Origin of the sequence: Lentzea sp. HUAS12 (assembly GCF_024125735.1) — a bacterium.
Lineage (GTDB): Bacteria > Actinomycetota > Actinomycetes > Mycobacteriales > Pseudonocardiaceae > Lentzea > Lentzea albida.
The window spans coordinates 3,329,581-3,356,482 of sequence record NZ_CP099738.1 but is presented as its reverse complement, the minus strand read 5'-3'; the positions used below and the strand labels follow the sequence as shown (position 1 = coordinate 3,356,482).

At 70.6% G+C, this 26,902-nt stretch carries 27 protein-coding genes; 19 read left to right on the top strand and 8 right to left on the bottom strand.

Annotated elements, in window-relative coordinates:
- Positions 1 to 32: 32 nt before the first annotated feature.
- Positions 33 to 1,847 (top strand): S8 family serine peptidase, encoded by a 1,815-nt coding sequence (locus tag ND450_RS14655; protein WP_253326676.1) that lies wholly within the window; start codon positions 33 to 35, stop codon positions 1,845 to 1,847.
- Here the strand turns inward: ND450_RS14655 and ND450_RS14650 are convergent.
- Positions 1,736 to 2,677 carry a phosphotransferase gene (locus ND450_RS14650; protein ID WP_253326675.1) on the bottom strand — a complete coding sequence of 314 codons (942 nt, stop codon included), beginning with the start codon at positions 2,675 to 2,677 and terminating at the stop codon, positions 1,736 to 1,738. The genes ND450_RS14655 and ND450_RS14650 overlap by 112 nt on opposite strands.
- Positions 2,678 to 2,717: 40 nt before the next feature.
- On the opposite strand from ND450_RS14650, the gene ND450_RS14645 reads away from it, so the two are divergent.
- Positions 2,718 to 5,501: an AAA domain-containing protein gene (locus ND450_RS14645; RefSeq protein ID WP_253326674.1), complete on the top strand. Its 2,784-nt coding sequence runs from the start codon at positions 2,718 to 2,720 to the stop codon at positions 5,499 to 5,501.
- Between the two features lie 10 nt (positions 5,502 to 5,511).
- Here the strand turns inward: ND450_RS14645 and ND450_RS14640 are convergent, their stop codons facing one another.
- On the bottom strand, positions 5,512 to 7,002 hold the full coding sequence (locus tag ND450_RS14640; RefSeq protein ID WP_253326673.1) for an alpha/beta hydrolase: 1,491 nt from the start codon (positions 7,000 to 7,002) through the stop codon (positions 5,512 to 5,514).
- A gap of 550 nt (positions 7,003 to 7,552) precedes the next feature.
- Here ND450_RS14640 and ND450_RS14635 point away from each other — a divergent pair.
- The 7 genes from ND450_RS14635 to ND450_RS14605 all read left to right on the top strand — a co-directional run bounded on the left by ND450_RS14635 (position 7,553) and on the right by ND450_RS14605 (position 14,338).
- Complete coding sequence (locus tag ND450_RS14635; protein WP_253327923.1) at positions 7,553 to 8,536, top strand: ribose-phosphate diphosphokinase; 984 nt, start codon at positions 7,553 to 7,555, stop codon at positions 8,534 to 8,536.
- 43 nt (positions 8,537 to 8,579) lie between these two features.
- Complete coding sequence (locus ND450_RS14630) at positions 8,580 to 9,296, top strand: DUF427 domain-containing protein (protein ID WP_253326672.1); 717 nt, start codon at positions 8,580 to 8,582, stop codon at positions 9,294 to 9,296.
- 72 nt (positions 9,297 to 9,368) lie between these two features.
- A complete protein-coding gene (locus ND450_RS14625; RefSeq protein ID WP_253326671.1) occupies positions 9,369 to 9,992 on the top strand; it encodes a TetR/AcrR family transcriptional regulator in 624 nt (207 codons plus the stop codon).
- Positions 9,989 to 11,545 (top strand): MDR family MFS transporter, encoded by a 1,557-nt coding sequence (locus ND450_RS14620; RefSeq protein WP_253326670.1) that lies wholly within the window; start codon positions 9,989 to 9,991, stop codon positions 11,543 to 11,545. The genes ND450_RS14625 and ND450_RS14620 overlap by 4 nt, the downstream gene beginning before the upstream one ends.
- A gap of 98 nt (positions 11,546 to 11,643) precedes the next feature.
- Positions 11,644 to 12,852 (top strand): serine hydrolase, encoded by a 1,209-nt coding sequence (locus ND450_RS14615; RefSeq protein WP_253326669.1) that lies wholly within the window; start codon positions 11,644 to 11,646, stop codon positions 12,850 to 12,852.
- A 29-nt stretch (positions 12,853 to 12,881) separates the two neighbouring features.
- Entirely contained in the window at positions 12,882 to 13,712 is an 831-nt protein-coding gene (locus ND450_RS14610) for a sensor histidine kinase (RefSeq protein ID WP_253326668.1), read from the top strand.
- A complete protein-coding gene (locus ND450_RS14605) occupies positions 13,709 to 14,338 on the top strand; it encodes a response regulator transcription factor (RefSeq protein ID WP_253326667.1) in 630 nt (209 codons plus the stop codon). Before ND450_RS14610 ends, ND450_RS14605 begins: the two co-directional genes overlap by 4 nt.
- On the opposite strand, the gene ND450_RS14600 is transcribed toward ND450_RS14605, so the two are convergent.
- Both ND450_RS14600 and ND450_RS14595 read right to left on the bottom strand, forming a co-directional pair.
- Positions 14,335 to 15,780 (bottom strand): aldehyde dehydrogenase family protein, encoded by a 1,446-nt coding sequence (locus ND450_RS14600; RefSeq protein ID WP_253326666.1) that lies wholly within the window; start codon positions 15,778 to 15,780, stop codon positions 14,335 to 14,337. The two genes, ND450_RS14605 and ND450_RS14600, sit on opposite strands and share 4 nt — an antisense overlap.
- 28 nt (positions 15,781 to 15,808) lie before the next feature.
- Positions 15,809 to 16,579 carry an IclR family transcriptional regulator gene (locus ND450_RS14595; protein ID WP_371927768.1) on the bottom strand — a complete coding sequence of 257 codons (771 nt, stop codon included), beginning with the start codon at positions 16,577 to 16,579 and terminating at the stop codon, positions 15,809 to 15,811.
- A 23-nt stretch (positions 16,580 to 16,602) separates the two neighbouring features.
- Here ND450_RS14595 and ND450_RS14590 point away from each other — a divergent pair, with 23 nt between their 5' ends.
- Genes ND450_RS14590 through ND450_RS14575 form a run of 4 tightly spaced genes read left to right on the top strand, consistent with a single transcriptional unit; the run spans position 16,603 to position 18,742 of the window.
- Positions 16,603 to 17,340, top strand: a complete 738-nt coding sequence (locus ND450_RS14590) for an aminoglycoside phosphotransferase family protein (RefSeq protein ID WP_253326665.1) — start codon at positions 16,603 to 16,605, stop codon at positions 17,338 to 17,340.
- A gap of 23 nt (positions 17,341 to 17,363) precedes the next feature.
- Entirely contained in the window at positions 17,364 to 17,516 is a 153-nt protein-coding gene (locus ND450_RS14585; protein ID WP_177229603.1) for a hypothetical protein, read from the top strand.
- A gap of 16 nt (positions 17,517 to 17,532) precedes the next feature.
- Entirely contained in the window at positions 17,533 to 17,724 is a 192-nt protein-coding gene (locus ND450_RS14580; RefSeq protein WP_253326664.1) for a hypothetical protein, read from the top strand.
- Positions 17,725 to 17,746: 22 nt separating this feature from the next.
- Positions 17,747 to 18,742: a YdcF family protein gene (locus ND450_RS14575; protein ID WP_253326663.1), complete on the top strand. Its 996-nt coding sequence runs from the start codon at positions 17,747 to 17,749 to the stop codon at positions 18,740 to 18,742.
- On the opposite strand, the gene ND450_RS14570 is transcribed toward ND450_RS14575, so the two are convergent.
- Positions 18,739 to 19,251, bottom strand: coding sequence for a DUF305 domain-containing protein (locus tag ND450_RS14570; protein WP_371927706.1), 513 nt, complete (start codon positions 19,249 to 19,251; stop codon positions 18,739 to 18,741). The genes ND450_RS14575 and ND450_RS14570 overlap by 4 nt on opposite strands.
- A gap of 52 nt (positions 19,252 to 19,303) precedes the next feature.
- Positions 19,304 to 19,630, bottom strand: coding sequence for a hypothetical protein (locus ND450_RS14565; protein ID WP_253326662.1), 327 nt, complete (start codon positions 19,628 to 19,630; stop codon positions 19,304 to 19,306).
- Positions 19,631 to 19,709: 79 nt separating this feature from the next.
- On the opposite strand from ND450_RS14565, the gene ND450_RS14560 reads away from it, so the two are divergent.
- Entirely contained in the window at positions 19,710 to 20,165 is a 456-nt protein-coding gene (locus ND450_RS14560) for a DUF4396 domain-containing protein (protein WP_253326661.1), read from the top strand.
- An 11-nt stretch (positions 20,166 to 20,176) separates the two neighbouring features.
- Here the strand turns inward: ND450_RS14560 and ND450_RS14555 are convergent, their stop codons facing one another.
- A complete protein-coding gene (locus tag ND450_RS14555) occupies positions 20,177 to 20,623 on the bottom strand; it encodes a hypothetical protein (RefSeq protein WP_253326660.1) in 447 nt (148 codons plus the stop codon).
- A gap of 175 nt (positions 20,624 to 20,798) precedes the next feature.
- Between ND450_RS14555 and ND450_RS14550 the strand changes: the two genes are divergently transcribed.
- From ND450_RS14550 to ND450_RS14540, 3 genes are read left to right on the top strand one after another with little or no spacing between them, the layout of a single operon-like run.
- Positions 20,799 to 23,099, top strand: coding sequence for a glycosyl hydrolase family 18 protein (locus ND450_RS14550; RefSeq protein WP_371927767.1), 2,301 nt, complete (start codon positions 20,799 to 20,801; stop codon positions 23,097 to 23,099).
- 44 nt (positions 23,100 to 23,143) lie between these two features.
- Positions 23,144 to 23,578 carry a helix-turn-helix transcriptional regulator gene (locus ND450_RS14545; RefSeq protein WP_371927705.1) on the top strand — a complete coding sequence of 145 codons (435 nt, stop codon included), beginning with the start codon at positions 23,144 to 23,146 and terminating at the stop codon, positions 23,576 to 23,578.
- Positions 23,579 to 23,588: 10 nt separating this feature from the next.
- Positions 23,589 to 24,011, top strand: a complete 423-nt coding sequence (locus ND450_RS14540; RefSeq protein ID WP_089912485.1) for a VOC family protein — start codon at positions 23,589 to 23,591, stop codon at positions 24,009 to 24,011.
- Here the strand turns inward: ND450_RS14540 and ND450_RS14535 are convergent.
- The gene (locus tag ND450_RS14535; RefSeq protein WP_253326658.1) at positions 23,998 to 24,744 is read right to left on the bottom strand and encodes an MBL fold metallo-hydrolase; all 747 of its coding nucleotides are present in this window, start codon (positions 24,742 to 24,744) and stop codon (positions 23,998 to 24,000) included. The genes ND450_RS14540 and ND450_RS14535 overlap by 14 nt on opposite strands.
- 180 nt (positions 24,745 to 24,924) lie before the next feature.
- On the opposite strand from ND450_RS14535, the gene ND450_RS14530 reads away from it, so the two are divergent.
- Together ND450_RS14530 and ND450_RS14525 are read left to right on the top strand one after the other, a co-directional pair.
- Positions 24,925 to 26,187: a sensor histidine kinase gene (locus tag ND450_RS14530; protein WP_253326657.1), complete on the top strand. Its 1,263-nt coding sequence runs from the start codon at positions 24,925 to 24,927 to the stop codon at positions 26,185 to 26,187.
- Entirely contained in the window at positions 26,184 to 26,831 is a 648-nt protein-coding gene (locus ND450_RS14525) for a response regulator transcription factor (RefSeq protein WP_253326656.1), read from the top strand. The genes ND450_RS14530 and ND450_RS14525 overlap by 4 nt, the downstream gene beginning before the upstream one ends.
- Positions 26,832 to 26,902: the final 71 nt, after the last annotated feature.

Genomic DNA, 26,902 nt, shown 5'->3' with positions numbered 1-26,902 from the left:
CGCACGCGGTTCCCTGCGAATGAGGAGCAGTGATGAGACAACGCACCCTGCGCACGCTCGGGGTGGCGGCCATCGCCGTCGCCGGAACCGTGCTCGCGCTTCCCCAAGCCGTGGCCGCACAGCCCGAGGGCCCGATCGTCGCGGAGAACGCGCCGAACGCGGTCCAGGACAGCTACATCGTGGTGCTGAAGAGCTCCACGGCGGCGTCGGAGGTCAGCGGCCGCGTCGGTGACCTCTCGTCCCGGTACGGCGCGAAGCCCGGGTTCACCTACAAGGCCGCGTTCAAGGGCTTCTCGGCCACGCTGTCGAAGCAGCAGGCCAAGCGCCTCGCCGCCGACCCGGCCGTCGCCTACGTGGAGCAGGACCGGACCGTGCAGGTCCTGACCGACCAGCTCAACCCGCCGTCGTGGGGTCTCGACCGCGTCGACCAGGCGAGCCTGCCGCTGGACAGCAAGTACAGCTACAGCACGGGCGCCTCCAACGTCACCGCGTACGTGATCGACACCGGCATCAACTACGACCACGCCGACTTCGGCGGGCGCGCGTCGTTCGGCTTCGACGCGTTCACCGACGGCCGCAACGGCAAGGACTGCCAGGGCCACGGCACGCACGTCTCCGGCACCGTCGGCGGCGCGACCTACGGCGTGGCGAAGAACGTCAAGCTCAAGGCCGTCCGCGTGCTCAACTGCTCCGGTGGCGGTTCCGTCGCGACCGAGGCGGCGGGCGTCGACTGGGTCACCGCGAACGCCGTCCTGCCGGCCGTCGCGAACATGAGCCTCTACACCGGCACCGCGAACGAGCCGAGCCGTGTGCTCGACGACGCCGTGCGCGCGTCCATCGGCCGTGGCGTCACGTACGTCGTGGCGGCGGGCAACTTCAACGACGACAGCTGCAAGTACTCGCCGCAGCGCGTCACCGAGACGATCAACGTCATGGCGTCGGCCCGCACCGACGCGCGTGCGTCGTTCTCGTCCTACGGCACGTGCAGCGACCTGTTCGCGCCCGGCGAGAACATCGTCTCCGCCTCCTACAGCAACAACACCGGCACGGCCACGATGAGCGGCACGTCGATGGCGTCCCCGCACGTCGCGGGCGCGGCGGCGCTGTACCTCGCGGACAACCCGGCCAAGACCCCGGCCGAGGTGCACGCGGCGATCCTCGCCCAGGCCACCCCCGGCAAGATCACCAACCCCGGCTCGGGCTCGGCGAACCTGTTGCTGCGCACCAACACCGGCGGCGTTCCCGGCGTCTCGGTCACCAACCCGGGCAACCAGAGCACCGCGCTGAACGGCTCGGCGAACCTGCAGCTGTCCGCGTCCGGCGGCACCGCGCCGTACACGTGGTCCGCGACCGGTCTGCCGACCGGCCTGTCGATCGGTTCCTCGAACGGTCTCGTCACCGGCACGGCGACCACCGCCGGCACGTACAACGTGACCGTCACGGCCACCGCGTCCGCGGGCGGTTCGGGCAGCACGTCCTTCACGTGGACGGTCGGCTCGGCCACCTGCGCCCCGCAGACCAACGGCACGGACGTCGCGATCCGCGACAACGCGACCGTGACGTCGACGGTCGTGTTCAGCGGCTGCACCGGCACGGCGTCGGCGAGCAGCACGGTCGAGGTGCACATCAAGCACACCTACAAGGGTGACCTCGTGGTCGACCTGGTCGCGCCGGACGGCTCCGCCTACAACCTGCACAACCGTGCCGGTGGCAGCGCCGACAACATCGACCAGACCTACACGGTCGACCTGTCGTCGGAGACCCGCAACGGCACCTGGACGCTCCGGGTCCGTGACGCGGCCACCGCCGACGTCGGCACCATCGACACCTGGACGCTCTCGCTCTGAAGGCCTTTGAGCGTCTCGGTGAAGTAGCGCAACGCGAGCTCCGCGTCCCGCGACCGTTCGTGCGGGGCGCGGAGCTTCTCGGTGAAGCCGACGACGTCGTCCATCGCCCAGCGCAGCGCGTAGAACGGGCTGTCGCCGTCGACCAGCCAGTGGTCGCGCTCCGGCGGGGCCAGCCCGACCGTGTCCCAGTCGACCAGGCACAGGCCGCGCGGGCTGTTGATCACGTTGCCCGCGTGCGGTTCCCCGTGCGTGACGACCAGCACGTCCGTGAGCCCGGCGGCGAGCTCGTCCAGTTCGGCCAGCTTGGCGCGGACCGTGTCGGCGTGCGCCACGAACACCTCGCGCGCCGCGGTGGAGAACCACTCGCCGGGCTCGTCGAGCAACGCCGTCAGCTCCGCCCTGCCCGGCACGCCGATCGGCACGACCGGGCAGTCCTCCGGTGGCTCGCACGCGTGCAGCGCGGCCAGCAGCTCGCTCACGCCGGGGTGCACCGGATCGCCGAACGAGCCGGACCTCCCCGTGACGTAGGGGAAGACGCTCAACGCGTACCGCTCGTTGAGCGGCACCACGACCTCGCCGTCCTCCGAGCGCACCGGAGCGACCACGAAGGGCAGCTGCTCGGCGAGGCCCGCCGCCGTCTCCATCGCCCGCCGCAGGTCCGCCAGCGGCTTGGTGATGAGGTCGGAGACGGACGTGAACCACCGGTCGTAGACGGTCCAGTGGTAGTCGCCGAAGCCCACGGGGGCGTAGACCGGTCTCCCGGTGATGCCGTACCGGGCCAGCCCGGCTCGCAGCTCGTGGTCGGGCAGTCCGGCGGGGAGATCTTCCACGGTCCACGAAGCTACCGCCTCGAATGGCACGATGTCCCGCGTGAACGTTTCGGCCGTGTTGCGCACCCTGGCCCGGCTGAGTGCCGCCGAGCAGCCCCAGAAGCTCCAGCTCGACCTCACCAAGGCGGCCGGTCTGCTGTGGCAGGGCGACCACGAGCCGTCGTGGCGGGCGATCACGCTGGAGCAGGAGGGTCCGCAGTGGACGCCGGTGTGGTGGACGGCGCTCAAGCAGGCCCGCGCCGAGGTCGAGCACCTGGCCGCGTACGACGCGCTGCACCAGGAGGACAGGGTGCTGCGGCTGGGCTGGGCGTTCCTCACCGGGCCCGCGCAGATCGGCGGGCAACGGCGCCGGGTCTGCCTCCCGCTGGTGTCCCGGCCGGTCCGGCTGCACCACTCCAGCGGGCTGAACTACGCCTACCACGTCGCCGGTGACGCCGGGGTGTTCCCGCTGATCGACGACTGGGCGCGGACCGCGGAACGGGAGGCCGCGCTCGCCCCGACCGAGGAGTGGATCACCGAGACCCTCCGGGCGGCCGGGTTCGAGGGCGTGCCGATCGTGCGCGACGACCCCAGGAGGCTGATCTCCGGCGACGAGCTCGTCGTGGCGATGGGTGCCGGGCTGCACGCCGGTGAGCCGGTCGTGAAGACCGAGCAGGGCACGGCCCTGTTCGACTGGTCGGCCAAGAAGGGGCTCGACGGCACGGCGTTCGCGGCGCTGTACGGTGCCGTGTCCGAACCGGACGCGCACGACGAGCCGATCAGTTCCGCGTTGCCGTTGAGCCACAGCCAGATGCGGGCCGTCGAGCATGCCCGCCGTGCGCGGATCACGGTCGTGGGAGGGCCTCCCGGCGCGGGCAAGACGCACACTCTCGCGGCGTTGGCCCTCGACGCGGTGGCGGCGGGGAAGTCCGTGCTCCTCGCGAGCCGCACCCGCAACGCCGCCGACGTGCTCGGCGGGGCGCTGCGCAAGGCGGGCGGGCCGGTGCCGGTGCTGTTCGGCGACTCCGAGCTGCGGCAGGAGATGGCGCGCGAACTCAGCGACGGGCTGACCGCGACGAGCAACCCCGACCAGGTGCGGGAGCTCGACCGCGTGCGCCGTGCGGCCGCGGCGGCCGTGCAGCGAGTCGAACGCACGGCCGGTGGCTCGCTCTCCGACGAACAACTGGCCGCCGAGGCGCGCAAGCACCAGGCGTTGATGCCGGCGCATCGGGCCGTGGCGCCGAAAGCGTTCGAGGCGGGCGTGGATCTGGTTGCGCTGCGCGGACTTCTCACACCTCGCACCGGACTCCTCAGTGGACTGCGGACGTCGTGGGCGCTGAGGAAGGCACGCGGACTGGCCGGCGCGGACGACGTCTCCGTCGAGGACCTCGGCGCCGCCGTCGAGGCGGCCTCGCAGACCGCGGCCGCCGTCCGGATCGGCACGAACGGCGGCACCACGTTCGGTGAGCTGCGGCCGTTGCTGAGCGAGCAGGACGGAGCGAGCCGCACCGCGACGGCCGCGTGGCTGCGCGAGTACGCGGTCAGCCGCCGGGGAGCGGGCGCGCGACGGGCCGTGGCGGCGCTGGCGAAGGCGTTGCGGTCCGGCAGGGCGGCGCGGCGGCGCGGACTGGCCGAGATCGACAGCGCGGACCTGGTGGCGGCACTGCCGCTGTGGGTGGGCACGCTGTCCGACGTCGAGGACATCCTGCCGCCCGTGCCCGGCATGTTCGACCTGGTGGTCATCGACGAGGCGAGCCACGTCGACCAGCCGCTCGCCGCACCGGCGCTGCTGCGCGGCCGTTCCGCGGTGATCGGCGGCGACCCCCGGCAACTGCGGCACGTGTCGTTCGTGAGCGACCAGGCGGTGCAGGCGGCGGTCGACGCGGAAGGCACCCAGGACCTGCGCGACCGGCTGGACGTGCCGAAGGTGAGCCTGTTCGACGCGGGCGCGGCGACGGCGGGCGTGCACTGGCTCGACGAGCACCACCGCTGCGCGCCGCACCTGATCGGCTTCGCGGCGCAGCGCTTCTACGACGGCAAGATCGCGCTGCTGACCACCCACCCGTCGATCGCGGACGTCGACTGCATCGACACCGAACGCGTCGAAGGCGACCGCACCGCGAAGGGCGTCAACCAGGCCGAGGTCGCCGCCGTGCTCGCCCACGTCCGCAAGCGGGTCGCCGCGGGCGTGCGGTCGATCGGCGTCGTGACCCCGTTCCGCGCCCAGGCCGACGCGCTCGAAGAGGCGCTGCTCGCAGAGCTGACGCTGGACGAGATCACCACCGGCGGCGTGCGCGTCGGCACCGTGCACGGCGTGCAGGGCAGCGAGTTCGACGAGGTCGTGATCAGCCTCGCCGCGGACGCGAAGCCCGGCGCGTGGCGCTTCGTGAACGACCGCAACCTCCTCGCCGTGCTCACCACCCGCGCGCGCAGGCAGGTGCACGTCATCACGTCGGCGCCCGAGCCGCCCGGCCTGATCGGTGAGTACCTGCGGCACGCCGACGTGGCGCCCGTGGAGACCGCCGGCGTCGAGCCCGAGGACGCCTGGACCGCGAACCTGGCCGCGGAACTGCGGGCGGCGGGGCTGACCGTGCGGACGGGGTACCCGGTGGGGCGGTGGCGGGTGGACCTCGTGGTGGGGGAGAAGGAGTCCGCCGTGGCGGTGGAGACGCGCCCGCACCCGTCCGGCGTGGACGCGCACCTCGCGCGGTGGCGGGCGCTCACCCATGCCGGGTGGAGGGTGCACGACGCGTTCGGGAGCCGGTTCGGGGACGACCCGGCGCGGGCGGCGGTGGAACTGGCCCAGGAGCTGACGGGACGGGACCTCCCGTCCCGTCGGTCCTGAACCCGGTCGGCTACCTGCGCGCCGGCTTGAACAGCGGCTCCGCGGCCGCCGCCGTCGGCAGGAACGGGTTCGGGTTCGCCGGGCACACCGTCCCGACCGGCGGCAACGTGCCCTCCAACAGGTACGCGTTCGTGTGCTCGGTGGCGCACTGGCTCACCCCGTACGCCGTGTGCCCCCAACCCGCGTAGGCCAGCAACCGGCTGCCCACGAGCTGGCGGTTGGCCGCCTGCGCGCCGCGGAAGTCCGTGACGCCGTCGAAGTGGTTGCCCACCACCAGCACAGGTGCGGAGGTGCGGGTGCGCCACGGTCCGGTGTAGCGGTCGGGGTTGGTCGGCCAGTCCGCGCACGCCGCGTTGCCCCACCACCAGTACGGGCCGAACTCGGAACCCGCTGCGGCGTAACGGGAAGTCGCCCTGTACGCCTCGAACGGGCGCGGGAACTCGATGTCCGCGCACACGTTGCCGTTGTAGGCGTCGAAGCCGTTGGGGTAGTCCGGTTCCGCTGCCGCGGAGAGCGTGCCGGCGGCCGCGTCGGACAGCTGGTCGAAGAGCTCGGCCGCGGCCGGCCAGTCGCTCGGCGAGTACATCGCGCCGACCGCCGCGCCGATCACGGCGTCGTAGGTGAAGGTCTCGTCACCGAGCTGGATCGGCTTGGCGCGCACCGACTTCAGCAACGCGTCCCAGCGCTTGCCCGACTGCGGGCCGAACGCGCAGGCGGCCTCGTCGCAGGTGCGCAGGAACTCGCCGAACTCCTCCTCGGTCGCGATCCGGTCCGACTGGATCTGCCGGCCGCTCGACCACAGCTCGGGGTCGAGGACGCCGTCGATGACGAGCGCGCGGATGTTGTCCGGGAACAGGTTCGCGTACGTCGTGCCGAGGAACGAGCCGTACGAGAAGCCGAGGTAGCTGATCTTGCGGTCGCCCACCGCGCGGCGCAGCAGGTCCATGTCCCGTGCGACGTCGGCGGTGCTCATGTGCCGGGCGATCTTCTGGTCGTCGCGGCACTCCGGGCCGAGCGAGCGGTAGCGCTCGAAGTACGGCCGTTCCTGCGAGGCCTGGTAGGGGAAGCCGGGGATTCCCTCGAAGAACGCGTCGAGCTCGGCCTCGCTCGAGAAGCAGTGCAACGGGTCGGACCTGCCGATGCCACGCGGGTCGAACCCGACGATGTCGAACCGGCCCCGCAGGTTCTCCGACAGGGTGTCGCCCGCCCCCAGCGCGAAGTCCACGCCGGACCCACCGGGACCGCCGGGGTTGAGGAACAGCGAGCCGATCCGGCGCGCCTTGTCCGTCGCGGGCTTGCGCGCCAGCGCGATGGTGGTCGTGGCGCCGCGCGGGTCGTCGTAGTCGAGCGGCACCTTCACGGAGGCGCACTCGAAGCCGGGGTGTTCGGCGCCGCAGGCGGTCCAGGCGATCTTCGGGATGGCGGGACCGCCCGAGGCCTGCACCGCGGGCGTGCCGGTGATCATGAGCACGGCCGCGGCGGCCAGCACGGTGATGCGCATCGGCAAGCTCCCCCTCTTGTCCGCAGGAGGGCTCTTCCTACCTGCTCCCGGCAGGCCCCGTCGACCGCCGAAAGTCGTGATCGGCCAACTGGGACGCGCGGGGTCCGAGAGCGACGAGCCGACGCGTGAGGTCTTTCCCGCGGGCGGTCAGTCCGGGCGTCGGTGCTTCTGGCGAACTCCGAGGCTGTCGGCGATCTGGTCGTGGATGGGAGTGCTCATCACGACCGGGGTCGTCGGAGGGGCTTGGGTCGTTGTGCCAGGTGTGTCCTGGTTTTCCGGCATGTGAGGAGCGTAGGGATGGTCATTGAGCCCTCAAGCACGCTGATCAAGAAATCACACCGGCTCTACCCCAAGAGGTGAATCCCGTTCCCCCGATCTATACCCAGCGTGGGAACTCGCACCTGCTACCGGACCCCCTGTGGGTGCCCCCGATGGGGTTAACTCGAAATGCTCAGCAACGTGGAATCTCATCGGACGGACACGTCGTTTGCGTGATCTCGCGCGCGTGCTGAACGATCGGGCCGGGGCCGGACGAGCGTGGAGCGTGACGATGGTCAGCGGCAAGCAGGGCATCGCCAAGCGGCAGCTCATCCTGCTCACCGGCAGGGCGCACCCGGAGCTCGCGGAGGCCGTGGCCGGCGAGCTGGGCGTGGCGATCACCCCGCAGGCCGCCTACGACTTCGCGAACGGCGAGATCTTCGTCCGCTTCGAGGAGTCGGTGCGCGGCGCGGACGCGTTCGTCCTGCAGAGCCACTGCGCGCCGGTCAACGACAGGCTGGTGGAGCAGCTGCTCGTGGTCGACGCCCTCAAGCGCGCCTCGGCCAAGCGCATCACCGCCGTCGTGCCCTCATACCCGTACGCACGCCAGGACCGCAAGTACGCCGGTCGCGAACCGGTGTCGGCCCGCCTGGTCGCGGACATGTTCTCCACCGCGGGCGCCGACCGGATCGTGACGGTCGACCTGCACACCGCCCAGGCCCAGGGCTTCTTCGACGGCCCGGTCGACCACCTGCACGCCATGTGGCTGCTCAGCGACCACGTCGGGGCCCGCTACCGCGGCGAGGACCTGACGATCGTCTCCCCGGACGCCGGCCGCACGAGGCTCGCCGAGAAGTGGGCCGACCTGCTCGGCGGCTGCCCGATCGCGTTCATCCACAAGACGCGCGACCCGTTGCGCCCCAACGAGGTCACGTCCAACCGGGTCGTCGGCGACGTCGAGGGCCGCACCTGCGTCGTGGTGGACGACATGATCGACACGGCGCTGACGAGCACCACGGCCGCGCGGCAGCTGCTGGAGCAGGGCGCGAAGGACGTCGTCCTGGTGGCGACGCACGGCGTGCTGTCCGGCGACGCCTACGACCGGCTGAAGGCGAGCAAGGCGCGCGAGGTGATCCTCACCGACACCCTGCCGATCCCGCACGAGAAGCGGTTCCCCGGCATGACGGTGCTCGGCATCGCGCCGCTGCTGGCGCGGGCGATCCAGGAGGTGTTCGAGGACGGCTCGGTGACGAGCCTGTTCGACGGCGACGCCTAGCCGTCCGGGAAGCCTTCCGGCTCGTCCCGTGTTGCCATGGGGCATGGGCGACTTGCGAGTGGAGACCTCGGCGAAGCGGGTCCGTGCGTACTTCGGTGGCGAACTGGTCGCGGACGCGACCGCGCCGCGGCTGGTCTGGGAGGTGCCGCACTACCCGGCCTACTACCTGCCCCTGTCCTCGGTGCGCGTCGAGCTGAAGCCGACGGGTGAGACGAAGGACGACGCCGTGGTGCACGACGTCGTCACGCGGGGCGGCACGGCGGAGGGTGCGGCGTTGACCTATCCCGACTCCCCGGAGCTGCGCGACCTCGTGCGGTTCGACTTCGCCGCCATGGACGAGTGGCTCGAGGAGGACGAGCCGATCTACGTCCACCCGCGCGACCCGTACAAGCGGGTCGACGTCCTGAACAGCTCGCGGCACGTGCGGATCGCGCTGGACGGGGTGACGCTGGCGGCGTCGGCCCAGCCGCGGATCCTGTTCGAGACGAGCCTTCCACCGCGGTTCTACCTCCCCTTGAGCGACGTCCGATTCGATCTCCTGAGGCCTTCGGCCACGCAGACGCGGTGCCCCTACAAGGGGACGGCCGACTACTGGTCCGTCGAGGTGAACGGCGTGCTGCACGAGGACCTCGTGTGGATCTACCGCTCGCCGCTGCCGGAGAGCCAGAAAGTCGCTGGAATGGCGTGCTTCTTCAGTGAGAAGGTCGACCTGTTCGTCGACGGCGAGCTCCAGGAGAGGCCGAAGAGCCCCTGGTCGTAGCCGTCGGGGACGAGGTCTACTTCACACTCTGCAAACTTGCAGTGACTGCAAAAAAGTTCGTACGCTGGTCCGGTGAACCAGCCGGGGGAGAGCCTGCGCGACCGCAAGAAGCGACGGACGCGTGCCGCGCTCGAGCGGGCGACCGTGCGTCTCGCCGCCGTGAAGGGCTACGACCACGTCACCGTGGAGGAGATCGCGGCCGAGGCCGACGTCTCGGTGCGCACGTTCTTCAACTACTTCGCCAGCAAGGACGAGGCGCTGATCGGCGCGGACCCCGAGGTGGGCCCCCGCATGGCCGAGCGCGTGCTCGCCTTCCCCGACACCGTGACGCCGTTCGAGGCGTACCGGCGGTCGGTGCTCGCGGAGATCACCGAGGAGCTGGACAGCGCCCGTGAGCTGTGGCTGCTGCGCAAGGAGGTCCTGATGCAGCGCCCGGACCTGCTGGTCAGGGCGTTCGCCAGCGGCGCGGAGTCCGAGCAGTTGCTCGCGAGCGCGGTGGCCAGGCGGGCGGCGCTGCCCGAGGACCACCTGTACCCGCGGCTGCTGGTCTCCGCCGGGAGCGTCGCGTTCCGGTGCGCGGTGACGCGCTGGGCGCTCGACGACAACCTCGCGCTCGGCGACCTCGTCACGGAGGCGTTCGACCTGTTCGGCGCCGGGCTGGCTCACGCGCCACACCATCACGAAGGGGGATCATGACCACCACCGACGCAGAAGTGACGCCGGTCCACAGCAGACGCGACGTCGTCCAGGCCATGTGGGGCCTGATGATGGGCATGTTCGTGTCGATCCTGGCCAGCACGATCGTGTCCAACGCGCTGCCGCGCATCGTCGCCGAGCTCAAGGGCTCGCAGTCGATCTTCGCGTGGATCGTCACGGCCGAACTGCTCGCGATGACCGCGACCGTGCCGTTGTGGGGCAAGCTCGCCGACCTCTACAGCCGCAAGCTGCTGATCCAGGCGTCGCTGAGCCTCTTCGTGGTCGGCTCGCTGATCGCGGGCTTCTCGCAGAACGTCGAGATGCTCATCGTCAGCCGCGTCGTGCAGGGCCTCGGCGCCGGTGGCGTCACGGCGCTCGCGACGATCGTGATGGCCGCGATGATCCCGCCGCGCGAGCTCGGCAGGTACTCCGGCATGTTCGGCGCGGTGTTCGGCGTCGGCACCGTCGCGGGCCCGCTGATCGGCGGCCTCCTGGTCGACACGTCGTGGCTCGGCTGGCGCTGGTGCTTCTTCATCGGCATCCCGTTCACCCTCGCCGCGATCTACATGCTGCAGCGCACCCTGAACCTGCCGGTCGTGCGCAACGAGAAGACGAAGATCGACTACCTGGGCGCGTTCCTGATCGTGTCCGGCGTCTCGACGCTGCTGATCTGGTCGTCGCTCGCCGGTCAGAAGTTCGAGTGGGCGTCCACCTGGACCGCCGGCCTGGTCACGCTCGGCGTGCTGCTGCTCGTGGCCGCCGTCCGCGTCGAGGCCAAGGCGCACGACCCGATCGTGCCGCTGTCGATCTTCCGCAACCGCACCGTCTCCCTCGCGACCGTCGCCAGCGCCCTGGTCGGCATCGCGATGTTCGGCGGCACGGTGTTCCTGTCGCAGTACTTCCAGCTCTCGCTGGGCAAGACGCCGACCCAGGCCGGCCTGCTCGGCCTGCCGCTGATCTTCGGCCTGCTGGTCTCGTCCACCGTGGCCGGTCAGCTGATCACGAAGTACGGCAAGTGGAAGGCCTTCCTGGTCTCCGGCGGCGTGTTCATGATCGGCGGCATGCTGCTGCTGTCCACGATCACCGCGCAGACGTCGGTGTTCATGGTGTCCGTGCACATGTTCGTGCTCGGCGTCGGCGTGGGCCTCATGATGCAGAACCTGGTCCTGGCCGCCCAGAACGACGTGCCCGCCAAGGACCTCGGCGCCACCACCTCGACGCTGACGTTCTTCCGCTCCCTGGGCGGCGCGATCGGCGTCTCGGCCCTGGGTGCCGTGCTCGCCAACAAGGTCACGTCGCTGAGCGAGGAGAAGTTCGGCGCGATGCCCGGCGGTGAGGCGTCCGGCCACGCCGTGCCGGACCTCTCGGTGCTGCCGCCCGAGATCAAGGCCGTGATCGCCGAGATCTACGCGACGGCGACCGCGGAGATCTTCCTGGTGGGTGTGCCGTTCGCGGTGCTCGCGCTGCTGGCGGTGCTGTTCATCAAGGAGAAGCCGCTCAAGGAGACGAGCGGTGACGACAGGCTGGCGGCGGAGATGGCCGCGGGTCACTGATCCGCTGGTGTGCCGGAGCGGACCCCTGACTTTCGTCGGGGGTCCGCTCTGTCTTCCAGGTCGGGTCTCCCGACGCGCTGATCCCTACGTTGCATCCCATGAACATCTGGGGTGCGGCACTCACGCTGCTGGTGTCCACGTACATGGGCGAGGCGTCCTACCCGGGCGTGGCCATCGCGATCACCAAGGGCGACCAGGTGGTCGCGGTCAGGGCCTTCGGCCACGACTCCTCCGGCGCGCCGCTCACCGGGAACTCGAAGATGGCGATCGCCTCGGTCAGCAAGTCCTTCACGGCACTTGCCGTGAGACAGCTCGCCGACGCGGGGAAGCTGGACCTCGACCGCCCGGTCTTCGACTCCCGCGTCACGCCGCGCCAGCTCCTCGCGCACAAGTCCGGCATCAGCGACACCACGCTGCCGGAGAAGAGCCTGCCGCAGCCCGACACCCCGGCCCAGGCCGTGGAACGGGCGGAGGAGGCCCTCGGCAAGGCCGTCCCCGACGGCAGGTTCCGCTACACCAACACCAACTACCACCTCCTCGCGAGACTGGTCGAGCAGGTTTCGGGCGAGAACTTCAACGCTTACCTGAAAACCCACGTCTTCGAGCCGCTGCAGATGAACGACACCATTGCGATCGACGTGACGCCACGAGATCTGCCGCCGGACTACCGCAGGGGCCACGGGTACGCGTACGGACTGTCCGTGCCGCTGACCGAGCCCCACCGGTTCGTCACGGGCTCGGACGGGGTGATCACGACCGCGACGGACATGGCCAAGTGGCTGGCCGCGCAACAGGGACTGCGTCCGCAGGACGGGATGGGCTGGGAGGCGGACCCGCAGGGGCGGTTGCGGCACAGCGGGATCTGGTTCACGAGCACGGCCGGGCAACTGCTCACGTCGTCCGGGTACGGGATCGCGGTCATGTCCAACAGCGGGGTCACGCTCGGCAACGAGGGCACCTACCTGCTCGAGAACGGGATCGCCGACGTGCTGGACGGCGGGACGCCGGAGCCGGCCTCCTACCGGTTGCCGATCGACCTCGTCCTGGCGACGCTCACGCTGCTCTCCGTCGGACTCAACGTCCGTGCGTTGCGCAGGCCGCGGCGGTTCCACAAGTCGTGGCAGGTGCTCCGGGGAGCGCCGCTCGGCGTGCTGCTGGCGTTGCCCACTCTGCTGAGCCTGCTGTACGGCGGCGGGCGTGACATCACGTTCTTCCAGTTGGCGCACTATTCGCTGCCGCTTGTGGTGTGGTTGGGCGTGTCGAGCGTGATGAACCTGAGCGTGGCGGTGGTGCGGTGGAGGCGGTGAGGACGGCCGCGCTCGCAGGGTGTGTTGCGGTGGCGGCCGGGGTGTCGTTCACGATGGACAGGGGTGTTCCGCCGTGGACCGCCGTGGTGTGGATCCCGTTGTTCGTGGTCTCGTTCCTGCTCGGGCGGCGCACGGTGTCTTACCGGCCTGCCCTGGTGTTCGCGGGTGGGGCGGCCGGCGGCGTGACGGGGCTCGTGCTCGTCGGGGTGGCCGTCGCGGTGCCGTGGTTCCTCGGACGCGCCGGGCACCAGCAGGCCGCGTTGGCCGCGGCCGGTGTCGAGGCCGCTCACCTGCGAGAACGGACTCGGATCGCGCACGAGGTCCACGACAAGCTCGGCCACGAGCTCAGCCTGCTGGCGTTGCAGGCCGGGGCGTTGGAGATGACGCTGCCCGCCGAACAGCAGAAAGCCGCCGCACAGCTGCGGGAGACGGCGGCCCAGGCCGCGGAACGCCTGTCGGAGCTGGTGTTCCTGTTGCGCGACGGTGATCCGCCCCCGGCGGTGGACCTCCAGGACCTCGTCGGCCGCGCGACCGGGGCGGGGATGCTCGTCGAGTTCGAAGTGGACGGTCTGGTGCCCTCCACAGTGGAACGCACGGTCCACCGGGTGGTGCAGGAGGCGCTGACGAACGCCGCCAAGCACGCGCCGAAGTCGGTGCTGGAGTTGAAGGTCGCGACGGCGGACGGGGTGACGGTGGTGGAGGCGGGCAACGAGGCGGGGAGGCGCCGGGGCGCGGGCAGCCGGACCGGGCTCGTCGCGTTGCGCGAACGGGTGCGGCTCGCCGGCGGTACCCTGCGGGTGAGCCGTCACGGCGGCAGGTTCGAGCTGGTCGCCGTGCTACCGCACTCGGGGGACTCGTGATTCGCGTACTGCTCGCCGACGACGAGACGATGGTGCGCGCCGGGGTGAGGGCGATCCTCGGCGCGGACCGGGAGATCGAGGTCGTCGCGGAGGCGTCGGACGGGCGCGAGGCCATCGACCTCGCGTTGCGGCACCGGCCCGACGTGGTGCTGCTGGACATCCGGATGCCGCGCCTCGACGGGCTGGAGGCGGCGGGTGAGCTGGCGCGGCTCGGGTTCGGCGTGGCGATGCTGACGACGTTCAACGACGACGGCTACCTGGAACGCGCACTGGACGGTGGCGCGCGCGGGTTCCTGGTGAAGTCGGGTGATCCGCGCGAGCTGATCGCGGGCGTGCACGCGCTCGCGTCCGGCGGCGCGTACCTGGCGCCGAAGGTGGCCGCCCGGATGATCAGCAGGTTCCGCGGCGGGCGGACCGGGCGGGCACGGACGCAGGTCGAGTCGCTGACCGCCCGCGAACGCGACGTGCTCGGCCTGCTGGGCGAGGGCCTCTCCAACGCGCAGATCGCGCGCCGCCTCGACCTCGTCGAGGGCACGGTGAAAGGCCACGTGAGTGCGATCCTGAGCCGCCTGGGCGCGGAGAACCGGGTCCAGGCGGCGATCGTCGCCCACGAGGCGGGGCTCTAGAACGGGAAGTGGCCGTGCCGGCTCGCGACCGTCACCCAGCGGGTCGCGGAGAACGCCTCGATGCCCCAGCGGCCACCGAACCGGCCGTAGCCGCTGGACTTCACGCCACCGAACGGCGCCTGCGGTTCGTCGTCCACGGTCTGGTTGCCGACGTGCACGATGCCGGTGCGGATGCGCTGTGCGAGGCCGAGTCCGCGCCGCGAGTCCTCGGTGAGGATGCCCGCGGTGAGGCCGTGCTCGGTGTCGTTCGCGATGGCCACGGCCTCGTCGTCGTCCGCGACGGGCACGACGACCACCGCCGGGCCGAAGATCTCCTCCTGGAACACGCGCATCTGCGGTGTGACCTCGTCCAGCACGGTCGCGCCGCCGTCGCCGCCTGCCCGGACCCTGGCGCCCGCCTCGACGGCCTCGGCCACCAGCGCGGCGACGCGGGAGGCGGCGCGCGGGTTGATCACCGGGCCGATCACGGTGCCGGGGTCGGCCGGGTCGCCGTGCGGCAGCGAGCCCACCTTGGCGGCGAGCTTCGCGGTGAACTCCTCGGCCACCGAGCGGTGCACCAGGACGCGGTCCGTCGACATGCAGATCTGGCCCGCGTTGTGGAAGGCGCCGAACGTGGCCGCGTCCACGGCGTGGTCGAGGTCCGCGTCGTCCAGCACCAGCAACGAGTTCTTGCCGCCGAGTTCCAGCACGGCGGGCTTGAGATGGTGCGCGGCAAGGGTTCCGACGATCCGGCCGACCTCGGTGGACCCGGTGAAGTTCACTGCGCGCACGCGGGGGTCGGTGATCAGCGCCTCGGCGACGGCGGCGGCGTCCTCGGGCGCGTTCGTCACGACGTTCAGCACGCCCGCGGGCAGTCCGGCCTCGTGCAGCACCTCGGCGATCAGCAGCCCGGCCGCGATCGGCGCGTCCTCGCTCGGCTTGAGCACCACGGTGTTCCCGGCGGCGAGCGGCGCGGCGACGGCCCGCGTGCTCAGGATGACCGGCGCGTTCCACGGCGCGAAGGCCGCGACCACGCCGAGCGGTTCGCGGACCGCGAGCGACAGCTGGCCCGGCACCTCCGTGGTCAGCACCTCGCCGACGGGCTGGGTGACCGCGGCGGCGGCCTCGCGCAGGACGTTCGCCGCCAGCGTGACGTTGAACCCGGCCCAGCCGCCGACACCACCGACCTCGGCCGCCATCAGCGCGACGACCTCCGGCGTCCTCGCCTCCAACGCGTCCGCGGCGCGCAGCAGGATCCCGCGCTTCACCGACGGCGGCGTGGCCGCCCACTCGGGGAAGGCCCGCTCGGCCGCGTCGACGGCCCGCGTGACGTCGGCGGGGGAGGCCGCCGCGACGACGGCGTGGACCTCACCGGTGAAGGGGTTGAGGTCGTCGGTGGTGCGGCCGTCCAGCGCCGGAACGCTGTCGCCGCCGATCAGGAGTGCACGAGTGTCGCTGGCCACGTCCGAGATTCAAGCGGTGGGTGAAAGTTCATCCAAGCCCGGCTTCCGGTGGGTGGAAACTCGGCTCCAGCATTCGCGCGATGCCCCTGGACGCCACCTGCAGCGCCGCCACCAGCCGCGCCCGCACGTTGCGCAGGTCCGGCACGACGATCCCGAGCGCCGCGACGACGTGCCCCTCCACCTCGACCGGCACGGCCACGCTGCACGCCCCGAGCGTCATCTCCTCGAACGTCTGCGCGTACCCGTCCCGCCGGATCCGGTGCAGCTGCGCGCGCATCCGCCCCGGCTCGGTGACCGTGAACGCCGTCATCCGCGTCAGCCCGTGCGCGAGCACCTCCTCCTGCACCTCCGCGGGAGCGTGCGCGAGCAACACCTTCCCCACGCCGGTCGAGTGCAACGGCAACCTGCTGCCGGTCGTGCTCACGATCGGCACCGACGCGTGCCCGGACACCCGGTCGAGGTACAGCACCTCGGTCCCCTCGCGCACGGCCAGGTGCACCACCGCCCGCGTGGCCGCGTGGATGTCGTGCAGGAACGGCTCCGCGACCCGGCTGAGGTCGACCTCGCCGACCGCCAGCAGCCCGAGCCGCCAGATCCGCCGCCCGATCACGTACTCGCCGGACTCCAGCCTGCGCACCGCGCCCCACTCGGTGAGCTCGGCCAGCAGCCGGTGCGTGGTGCTGACCGGGAGCCCGCAGCGCCGCGCGATGCCGCTCAGGGTCTGGCGGCGGTGCCCGCTGTCGAACGTGCCGAGCAGTGACAGCAGCTTGGAGGAGACGGTGGCGGCCACACCGAGGATTCTGCACGGTCCACACTGGTCGCGTGACGTACCTCGGTGAGGGCTGGGACAGCACGGCCGTCCTGGTCGGCGGGCGCTGGGTGGAACGGCGGCCGCGCCGCCCCGAGATCGGGCCGCAGCTCGTGCGCGAGTCGGTGGTGATGCCGTGGCTCGCGCCCCGGCTGCCGCTGCCCGTCCCGGTGCCGGTGGTCGTGTCCCGCGATCCCGTGGTGGTGCGGCACGAGCTCGTGCCGGGAGCCGAACTGGAGTCGCTCAACGCCGTGCAGGGGCGCCAGCTGGGGGAGTTCCTGCTCGCCCTGCACGCCTGCCCGGTCTCCGAGGCGGTCGCGCTCGGCGTCGGCCCGAGGGCGTTGCCCGTGGAGCGGTTCCGGACCGAGGTGCGGGTGCCCGGCGGGGAGGAGCTGCTGGCGAAGGTCGAGGGACTGCCGGCGGACACGCTCGTCCACGGCGACCTCGGGCCCGAACACGTGCTGGGCCGCGACGGCGTGCTCACCGGCGTGATCGACTTCGGCGACCTGCACGTCGGCGACGCGGCGATCGACCTCGCGTGGGCACTGCACTGCACCCCGCCGGAGTTCGCGGGCGCCGTGGCCGAGACGTACGGGGTCACGGACGAGCTGCGCGCGCGGGCGTTGATCTGGCACCAGCTGGGGCCGTGGCACGAAGTCCTGTACGGCAACGACATCGGTGATCCAGACGTGACCGAAATTGGTCTGGCTGGAGTACAGGAGCGGCTCGGAACCGGGGTAACCCCGCGCTAACAGCCACTCGTCAGGAGGATGAGATGCCCTGGGTTCGCGAACACCGCCGCAGCGCCCCGTACAGCTGGTTCCGCACGCAGCGGGTCCGCAGGCACTACCGCAGGCCGCAGGGTGCGATGTGGATCCCGATCGTCATCGCGATCGCCCTGATCGTGCTGCTCATCGCCATCTTCTGAGGGTAGGGTCGGGGCCATGGGACAGTTGGGTGAGTTGTTCCCGGGCCCCAAGGTCCGGCGTGAGGCGACGGACGCGGGCACCGGCGAGGACTACGAGGAGACCGGTCCGCTCGACCTCACCAAGGGCGCGGTCACGTTGAGGCCCCGGCCGAAGCCCGCTCCGAAGCCGGAGAACACCGAACCGGAGAACACCGACAGCGCCAGGTGATCACCGGCACTATCCTGGGCCGGTGCTCGCCGGCCTGCTGTTCCTGATCCCCGCCGCCTTCTTCGTCTACGGGGTGGCGCGCGACCGCCGCCGCCTGAGCAACGCCGTGTGGCTCGGCATCACGCTGGTGATGCTGCTGCTCCTGCTGGCGGAGGCCGGGCAGGACAACCCGCTGGTCAGCCTGCCGCTGCTGCTCGCGTTCGTGGTGGCGGTGCTGGGTCTGCTGCTGCTCCCGCTGGCGTTGCTCGCCAACGGCGTGGTGATGGTCCGCCGCGAGGGCCGCTCGCTGGGCAACCTGCTGTCGTTGCTCGCGGGCCTGGCCCTGCTGGCGGAGATGGTCTACTTCGCGTGGGGCATCACCCAGCCCAACGACTGGGTCCGGGGCTCCGCCATCGGCCTGTTCCTGGTGTCTGCCTACATCGCGTTCCTGTTCGTGAGCCTGCTGCTCTACTCGGTGATCTACGGCCGCACCGGCCGCCGCCACGGGTTCGACGGCATCGTGGTGCTCGGCGCCGGCCTGATCGGCGACCGCGTGCCGAAGCTCCTCGCGAACCGCCTCGACCGCGCGATGCGGCTGTACCGGCGCGACCGCGAGGCGGGCCGGACGCCGGTGATCGTCGTGTCCGGCGGCCAGGGCTCGGACGAGCAGGTGTCCGAGGCGTACGCGATGCGCCGGTACCTCCTCGAGCGCGGCGTGCCGGACGAGGACGTCGTGATGGAGGACCAGGCGACCACGACCGAGGAGAACCTCCGCTACAGCAAGGCGTTGCTCGCCGAGCGGGGTCTCCACGGCCGGGTCGTCGCGGTCACGAACAACTACCACGTGTTCCGCACCGCCGTGCTCTCCCGCAAGCAGGGCCTGCGGCTGCAGGTCATCGGCGCGCCCACGGCCTGGTACTTCGTGCCGAGCGCGTTCCTGCGGGAGTTCGTGGCGCTCCTGGTGCGCAATCCCGTCGTGCACGGCCTGGCGTGCGCCGTGCTGATGGCAGGCGGGCTCGCGCTGACCCAGATCGGTTAGCCCCTCAGGAGATCCTTCATCTCAGCGATCTCCTTCTGCTGACCGTCCACGATGGCCTGGGCGAGCTTCTTGGCGCCCTCGTCCTCGCCCCCGGCGAGCTCGGTCCTCGCCATCTCGACGGCACCCTCGTGGTGCTTGACCATCATGTCGAGCCAGAGCCGGTCGAACTCCTGACCGGTCGCCTTCTCCAGCCGTGCCATGTCGTCGTCGCTCATCATCCCGGCCATGTCGTGACCTTCGTGGCTCTGGTGCTGCTCGGCACCCCACTGCTGGAGCCACTCGTTCATCTGGGCGATCTCCGGGCCCTGGGCCTTCTCGATGCGCGCGGCCAGGTCGCGCACCTTCTCGTCGCCGCTGCGGGACGGCACGAGCTTCGCCATGTCCAGCGCCTGTTCGTGGTGCGGGACCATGCTCTGCGCGAACGTGACGTCGGCGGCGTTGTTCGCGGGACCACCACAGGCGCTCAGAACGAGCATGCCGATGACAGCCCCGATGAGGGACTTCTTCACAGGATTCTTCTTCTCTCTGCGTTCGTGGACAGTGCTGAGTGGACTGACGAACTCAGTTCCGCAGCACGCAGAGAGTCGTGAGGAGCCGTCTTCCGCCCGGCGGCGGACGTTGCGGGGTGCTCAGCGGCGCTTCGGACCGGGTGACCGCGAGCAGGGGGAGCGCCGTGCGCACCAGGAACCAGCCGAGCAGCACGACGGCCGCGGCGACCAGGACCGCGAGGCACAGGTGCAGCAGGTCGTGCTCGTGCGGTTGTTCCTGCTGGTGGGAGACCGTGTGCGCGGCGTGCGGGGTTTCCGCCGCCGCGACGTGGTGCATCCCGACGACAGCGAAGACGAGCGCGCACAGCAACACCCACTGGGTGAGCCGTCGCCTCGTCATGCGCTCCACCCTACGACGGCATCGCTTGATACGGGTACCCCCTAGGGGTATTGTTCGGCTCGACTTCGAGGAGGACGACATGGACCACCACGCTCCCGCGAGCCTGACCAGGCAGGCGATCTCCGCGACGCTGCACTGCCTCACCGGCTGTGCGATCGGCGAGGTGCTCGGCATGGTCATCGGCACGGCGCTCGGCTGGGGAAACCTCGCCACGATCGTGCTCGCCGTGGTGCTCGCGTTCGTGTTCGGCTACTCGCTGACGATCCGCCCGGTGCTGCGCTCCGGCCTCGCGTTCAAGGCGGCGCTCGGGGTGGCTCTGGCGGCGGACACGGTGTCGATCGCCGTGATGGAGGTCGTCGACAACGCTGTCATGCTGCTCGTGCCCGGCGCGATGGACGCGGGCCTCGGCAACTGGGTGTTCTGGGCGGCGCTCGTGTTCTCGCTGGCCGTCGCGTTCGTGGTGACGGTGCCGGTGAACCGCTGGATGATCTCGCGCGGCAAGGGCCACGCGGTCGTCCACCAGCACCACCACTGACGGCTGGTGACTCAGGCGCGGGTGAAGCGCATGACCCAGTTCGTCTCCCAGGTCTCGCCGCCGTCGTAGGAGAACTGCTGCTCCCAGACGGGCTCGGCGCCTGCGGTCCAGTCGAACCGGAGCTTCACCTCGTGCCCGCCGACCACGTCGTCGCCGAGGAACACGCCGTGCCCGTCGGTGAACCTGCCCTCCAGCGGCGGGTCGAGCCTGCCCGGAGCGCGGGTGGAGGCCCACCAGATGCGCCAGACGTCGTCGGCCGGGTCGTACTGCCGCAGCGTCAGGCCCTCCCAGTCGGCGGCCCGGATCGTGTCGACGTTCGCCGCGCCGCCCAGGACGGGTCTGGCCTCGCCGTCGGTCTCGAACTCGACCCACTCCGTGCCGCGGCCGGGAATGTCGGCGATCTTGCGGTGGGCCACGCGCCACCGTCCGTGGAGGAAGTCGAAATCGTTCTCGCTCATGGAACGGGACGCTAAACCGATTCACTGACACCTTTCGTCAGTGATCGAGTATTGACGCAAAGGTCTGGACCATTTTACGGTTCCCGGCAGTGGCCGCCGCCCTAGCCAGGAGGTCCTTCCCTTGCGACTGCTCGCCAGAGTGGTCCCGGTGTTAGCTCTGCTAGCCGGGACCGTCATCGCTGTGACCAACGCGCCGACCGCAGCCGCAGCCCACGAGGACTGCCGGCCGGACGGCCTCTACAAGACGCCGGGTGTCGAGGTGCCGTACTGCACCGTCTACGACACCGCCGGGCGCGAGACCATGGGGGACAAGTCCAGACGTGTCATCGGGTACTTCACCAGCTGGCGGACCGGCAAGAACGGTCAGCCCGGGTACCTCGCCAAGGACATCCCCTGGAACAAGGTCACCCACCTGAACTACGCGTTCGCGCACATCGGCGCGGACAACAAGATCTCGGTCGGTGACAACAACGCGAACAACTCGTCCATCGGCATGGAGTGGCCCGGTGTCGCCGGCGCCGAGATGGACCCGTCGCTGTCCTACAAGGGGCACTTCAACCAGCTCACCAAGTTCAAGAAGCAGTACCCGAACGTCAAGACGCTGATCTCGGTCGGCGGCTGGGCGGAGACCGGCGGCTTCTTCAACGCCGACGGCACGCGCAACGCGTCGGGCGGCTTCTACAAGCTCGGCCAGAACCAGGCGGCGATCGACACGTTCGCCGACAGCACCGTCGAGTTCCTGCGCAAGTACGGCTTCAACGGCGCCGACATCGACTACGAGTACGCGACGTCGAACAACCACGCCGGCAACCCCGACGACTTCTGGATCTCCAACGCCAACCGCGGCACGCTGTGGGCCGGCTACCAGGCGATCATGAAGACGCTGCGCGAGAAGCTCGACCGCGCCGGTGCCGCCGACGGCAAGCACTACATGCTGACCGCCGCCGTGCCCGCCTCGGGCTGGCTGCTGCGCGGCCAGGAGGCCTACCAGGTCGTCAAGTACCTCGACTACCTGAACGTCATGAGCTACGACCTGCACGGCTCGTGGAACCAGTTCGTCGGCCCGAACGCCGCGCTCTACGACGACGGAAAGGACGGCGAGCTCGCGGCCGGTGGCGTGTACACGGCCCCGCAGTACGAGGGCATGGGCTACCTGAACACCGACTGGTCGTACCACTACTACCGCGGCGCCATGCAGGCCGGACGCATCAACATCGGCGTGCCGTTCTACTCGCGCGGCTGGCAGGGCGTCACCGGGGGCACGAACGGCCTGTGGGGCAAGGCGCCCCTGCCGAACCAGTCCCAGTGCCCGCCCGGCACCGGGTCGTCGGTCGGCTCGACCACCCCGTGCGGCAACGGCGCGTCGGGCATCGACAACCTGTGGCACGACGTCACCGCGGGTGGCGCCGAGGTCCCGTCCGGCGTGAACCCGTTGTGGCACACGAAGAACCTGGAAGCCAAGATCACCGGCTCCTACGGCTCGCAGTACGGCCTCGACCCGGTCAACGACCCGACCGACCGCCTCACCGGCACCTACGCGCCGTACTACGACTCGACCCTGAAGTCGCCGTGGCTGTGGAACAACGACAAGAAGGTGTTCCTCTCCACCGAGACCGAGCAGTCGATCGCGGAGAAGGCCAAGTACGTCAAGGACAAGGGCCTCGGCGGCATCATGATCTGGGAGCTCGCCGGCGACTACGGGTTCGACTCCGCGAAGAACGAGTACTTCATCGGTGACACGCTGCTGTCGACCATCAACACCGGTCTCAACGGCGCCGCCCCGTACGGCAACCTGAAGGCCTCCGCGCAGCAGACGCAGTCGCTGGCCGTGGACGTCGACGTGTACGGCTTCGCGCTGGGGGACAACAACTACCCGATCACGCCGAAGATCAAGTTCACGAACCGCTCGACGGTCACCATCCCGGGTGGCACGAAGATCGCGTTCGACTACGGCACCAGCGCTCCCGGCAGCATGGGAGACCAGTCGGGCTTCGGGCTGAAGATCGTGTCGAAGGGACACAGCGGCCCGAACGTCGGCGGTCTGAAGGGCGACTTCCAGAAGGCGGAGCTCACGCTGCCGTCGTGGCAGTCGCTCGCACCGGGCGCGTCGATCGAGGTGACCGTCAGCTACCAGCTGCCGATCTCGACGCCGTCGAACTTCGTGTTCACCTTCGGCGGCCAGTCGTACGCGATCTCGGCCGACCACCCGCGGATCGGGGGCGGCACCACGCCGACCTCCACGACCACTTCCACCACTACTTCGACGACCACCACCACTACGACCACGACGACCACCACCACCACCACGACGCCGCAGACCTGTTCGCTGCCCGCCTGGGACCGCGGCAAGGTGTACACCGGAGGCAACGAGGTGTCGCACAAGGGCCGCAAGTGGCGGGCCCAGTGGTGGACGCAGGGCGAGGAGCCCGGCACCACCGGTGAGTGGGGCGTCTGGCGCGACCAGGGCGCCTGCTGATTTCTGTCAGTGATCTGTCAGGCGCGGGCCTTAGGCTGTCCCTCGTGACCGCCCAAGACCCGCGCCTGCAGGAACTGGTCCTGCTCCGCAAGGTGCGCGACAGGATCGACCGCGAGTACCGGCAGCCGCTCGACGTGGCGGCGCTGGCCCGCGGCGTCCACCTGTCCGCGGGCCACCTCTCCCGCGCGTTCCGCGCGGCCTTCGGCGAGTCGCCGTACAGCTACCTCATGACCCGCCGCATCGAGCGGGCCATGACCCTGCTCCGCCGGGGCGACATGTCGGTCACCGACGTCTGCTTCGAGGTCGGCTGCACCTCGCTCGGCACGTTCAGCACCCGCTTCTCCGAACTGGTCGGCATGTCCCCGAGCCAGTACCGCAGGGTCGCCGCCTCAGATGGTCAGGGCATCCCGAACTGCCAGGCCAAGGCCGTGATGCGGCCGATCAGGAATCGAGAAGCGGCCACCGGCCCGTCGGATTAGGTTGACCGCCATGTCAGTCATCATCGCCGCGGCCTTCCTCCCCGCAGACGACCCCGAGAAGTCACTGGGCTTCTTCCGCGACGCGCTCGGCTTCGAGGTCCGCCAGGACGTCGGCCAGGGCACCATGCGCTGGATCACCGTAGGCCCGCCCGACCAGCCCGAGACGGGCATCGTCCTGCACCCGCCCGCCGCGGACCCCGGCGTGAGCGACGAGGAACGCCGCACCATCGCGGTCCTGATGGCCAAGGGCGTCTACACGGCGTTGTCACTCGCCACCAAGGACCTGCAGGGCACGTTCGACCGCGCACGGGCGTGGGTCGAGTCCTCCGGCGCGGGCGAGGTGCTGCAGGAGCCCGAGGACCAGCCGTGGGGCGTGCGCGACTGCTCGTTCCGCGACCCGGCCGGCAACCTGGTGCGCATCAACCAGCTGTGAACGTCGCCCCCGGCACCGCGTGGTCGATCGGCCCCGCGTACCGCGCGGACGCACGAACGGCCGCTTCCTCCGGCGTCAGGGAGCGGCCCACGTGCGTGACGACCAACCGCTTCGCCTCGGCCGCGGCAGCCGTCTCACCCGCGTCCTCAGGCGTGTGGTGCACGGCGTTGGGTGTCGTGCTCTCGGCCTCGCACACCAGCACGTCGGTCCGTTCGGCCAGCGCCGTGAGCCTCGGGCACGGCGCGGTGTCGCCGGAGTAGGTCAGCGACCGCCCGCCGGCCTCGACCCGCACCCCGAACGCGGGCATCCCGTGCTCGACCGCCGCGGTGGTCAGCACCATCGAACCGACGGCAGCCTCGTGCCCGTCCCGCAGCTCGGTGATGGCGAACGCGTCCTCGACCGGGCTGCGCACGGGTCCGTTGGTGAGGAACCCAGCGAGGCGTTCGGCGATGCCGGGCGGGCCGTAGAGCGGCACCGGCGGACGCGAGACGTCCGCGAACAGCAGCGCGTAGTAGGTCGTGAGCAGGTCGGCGCTGTGGTCGGCGTGCAGGTGCGAGATCCAGATGGCGTCCAGGTCCTCCAGCCGCGTGTGACGCTGGAGGGGGCCCAGGGTGCCGGTGCCGGCGTCCATCCACACGCGAGTGTCGCCGTGCGTCAGGAGGTAGCCGGAGCACGGGATGTCCGCCGTGGGGTAGGGGGTGGCGCAGCCGAGGACGGTGAGGCTGAGGTCCATCGGGTCACCGTAGGTGAGGGGGTGGGCGGGCGTCTCCCGGTTCGGTGCGCGGTGGGTGTCGGCTGTGGCGGGGGTTGGGCCGCGGCGGGCCTCTGCCGCTCGCCACGAGCAACTCCGCAACCCACCCCACACCCGCACGATCCGCCCGTGCCCCACCTCCCCGGCAGGTACCTTGACCGCGTGGAAGAGCCCGTGTGGAACGAGTGGCGGCGGCCAGGCCCGACGCCCGCCCAGCGGCGGCGCGACATCGGCATCGCCGTGATCGTGCTGCTGTGCGCGGTCGAGGTGACGGCGCTGGTCAACAGCATGGGCGCCTACGTCTTCCGGGACCCGCCCGGTCTGGCCGTGCAGCTCGCGTGGGTGGTCGCGCTGTCGGTGCCGCTGGTCGTGCGGCGGCGGTATCCGCTGGCCGTGATGCTGGTGGTGTCGGCGCTGTTCATCGCCGCGCAGGCGAACAAGTCGGGCGACACGCTGGTGCCGTCCGCGATCCTGTTCCTCGCGATCTTCACCGTCGGTGCGTGGGAGCAGAACCGGCTTGTCGCGCGGTGGTCGCGCATCGGCGTGATCGCCGCCATGTTCCTGTGGCTCGGGTTCAGCCTCGTGCGCGCGTTGCTCGGGCCGAAGGGCGAGTTCGAGAACGCGGCCGGGCCCATCGATCCGGTGCTCGCGTCCGTCCTCTACGGACTGGAGTTCAACCTCTTCTTCTTCCTCTTCGCCTACGTGGTGGGGGAGATGGCGTGGTCCGGCGCTCGGCGGCGCGCTCAGCTCGAGTTCCAGGCCGAGGAGCTCAGGCTGTCGCAGGAGCAGAACACGCGGGGCGCCATCGCGGCTGAGCGCATGCGTATCGCGCGCGACCTGCATGACGTCGTGGCGCACCATGTGTCCGTCATGGGGATTCAGGCCGGTGCCGCGCGCCGGGTCCTCGACTCCGACCCCGCGTTGGCCCGTGACGCCCTGCAGACCGTGGAGCAGACGGCGCGCACCGCGATCAACGAGCTGCGCGGGTTGCTCGGTGTGCTCAGGGCCGACGCGGACACGGACCTGAAGGCGTCTCCGAACCTGGACGACCTCACGGAGTTGTTCGACAACGCACGGGCGGCGGGGCTCGAGGTGTCGCACGGCGTGTACGGCGACGTGCGCGAGGTGCCGTCCGGTGTCGCGTTGTCGGCCTATCGGGTCGTGCAGGAGGCACTCACGAACGTGGTGAAGCACGCCGACGCGCAACACGTTGACGTGCGAATGCGTTATCTCGACAGCGCGCTGGAACTGGAGATCGCCGATGACGGCCGCGGTCGTGTGGCGACCACGAACTCGGGTTTCGGCCTTGTCGGCATGCGAGAGAGGTTGGCCGTGCACGGCGGTTCGCTGGAGGTGGGGCCACGGCGCGAGGCGGGCTATCTGGTCCGTGCGTCGCTGCCTACGGCAACGGAGGAGAAGGCGTGAGTTTGCGAGTGGTGCTGGCCGACGACCAGGACCTGGTCCGCGCCGGCTTCCGGGTCATCCTCGGCACCGAGCCCGGCATCGAGGTGGTCGGAGAGGCCGGTGACGGTGCCGAGGCCGTCGACCTCGTCGCCGAACTACGCCCCGACGTCGTGCTGATGGACGTCCAGATGCCGCGCATGGACGGCCTCGAAGCCACCCGTCACATCCTTTCCGCGGGGCACGGCACTCGGGTGGTCATCCTGACCACGTTCGACCGCGAGGACTACCTCTTCGAGGCGCTGCAGGCGGGAGCCAGCGGGTTCCTCCTCAAGAACGCCTCGCCTGAAGACCTCGTGGAGTCCGTGCGCGTCGTGGCGCGCGGGGACGCGTTGCTCTCGCCCGAGGTGACTCGACGTGTGATCGCGCGCTTCAGCACGGCGACAAGGGAACGCACGAGGCCACCGGAGCTCACGGACCGTGAGTTCGAAGTACTGGTCGAGCTCGCCAAGGGCGCGTCGAACGCGGAGATCGCGGCGGCGCTGTTCCTGGGCGAGACGACGGTGAAGACGCACGTCTCGAGGGTGCTCACGAAGCTCAACCTGCGCGACCGCACGCACGCCGTGGTGTTCGCCTACGAGAGAGGGATCGTCACACCGGGTGGTTAGCTTGGGCGAGGTGGCCCGCAGGACTGGTCCCGGTCGTGATCACCCGGCGACTGCCGCACGGGGACTGGCGG

Coding starts and splice junctions, on each gene's coding strand:
- ND450_RS14655 (WP_253326676.1), top strand. CDS start 33: ATGAGACAACGCACCCTGCGCACGCTCGGGGTGGCGGCCATCGCCGTC.
- ND450_RS14640 (WP_253326673.1), bottom strand. CDS start 7,002: ATGCGCATCACCGTGCTGGCCGCCGCGGCCGTGCTCATGATCACCGGC.
- ND450_RS14635 (WP_253327923.1), top strand. CDS start 7,553: ATGGTCAGCGGCAAGCAGGGCATCGCCAAGCGGCAGCTCATCCTGCTC.
- ND450_RS14630 (WP_253326672.1), top strand. CDS start 8,580: ATGGGCGACTTGCGAGTGGAGACCTCGGCGAAGCGGGTCCGTGCGTAC.
- ND450_RS14620 (WP_253326670.1), top strand. CDS start 9,989: ATGACCACCACCGACGCAGAAGTGACGCCGGTCCACAGCAGACGCGAC.
- ND450_RS14615 (WP_253326669.1), top strand. CDS start 11,644: ATGAACATCTGGGGTGCGGCACTCACGCTGCTGGTGTCCACGTACATG.
- ND450_RS14585 (WP_177229603.1), top strand. CDS start 17,364: ATGCCCTGGGTTCGCGAACACCGCCGCAGCGCCCCGTACAGCTGGTTC.
- ND450_RS14580 (WP_253326664.1), top strand. CDS start 17,533: ATGGGACAGTTGGGTGAGTTGTTCCCGGGCCCCAAGGTCCGGCGTGAG.
- ND450_RS14565 (WP_253326662.1), bottom strand. CDS start 19,630: ATGACGAGGCGACGGCTCACCCAGTGGGTGTTGCTGTGCGCGCTCGTC.
- ND450_RS14560 (WP_253326661.1), top strand. CDS start 19,710: ATGGACCACCACGCTCCCGCGAGCCTGACCAGGCAGGCGATCTCCGCG.
- ND450_RS14555 (WP_253326660.1), bottom strand. CDS start 20,623: ATGAGCGAGAACGATTTCGACTTCCTCCACGGACGGTGGCGCGTGGCC.
- ND450_RS14540 (WP_089912485.1), top strand. CDS start 23,589: ATGTCAGTCATCATCGCCGCGGCCTTCCTCCCCGCAGACGACCCCGAG.
- ND450_RS14535 (WP_253326658.1), bottom strand. CDS start 24,744: ATGGACCTCAGCCTCACCGTCCTCGGCTGCGCCACCCCCTACCCCACG.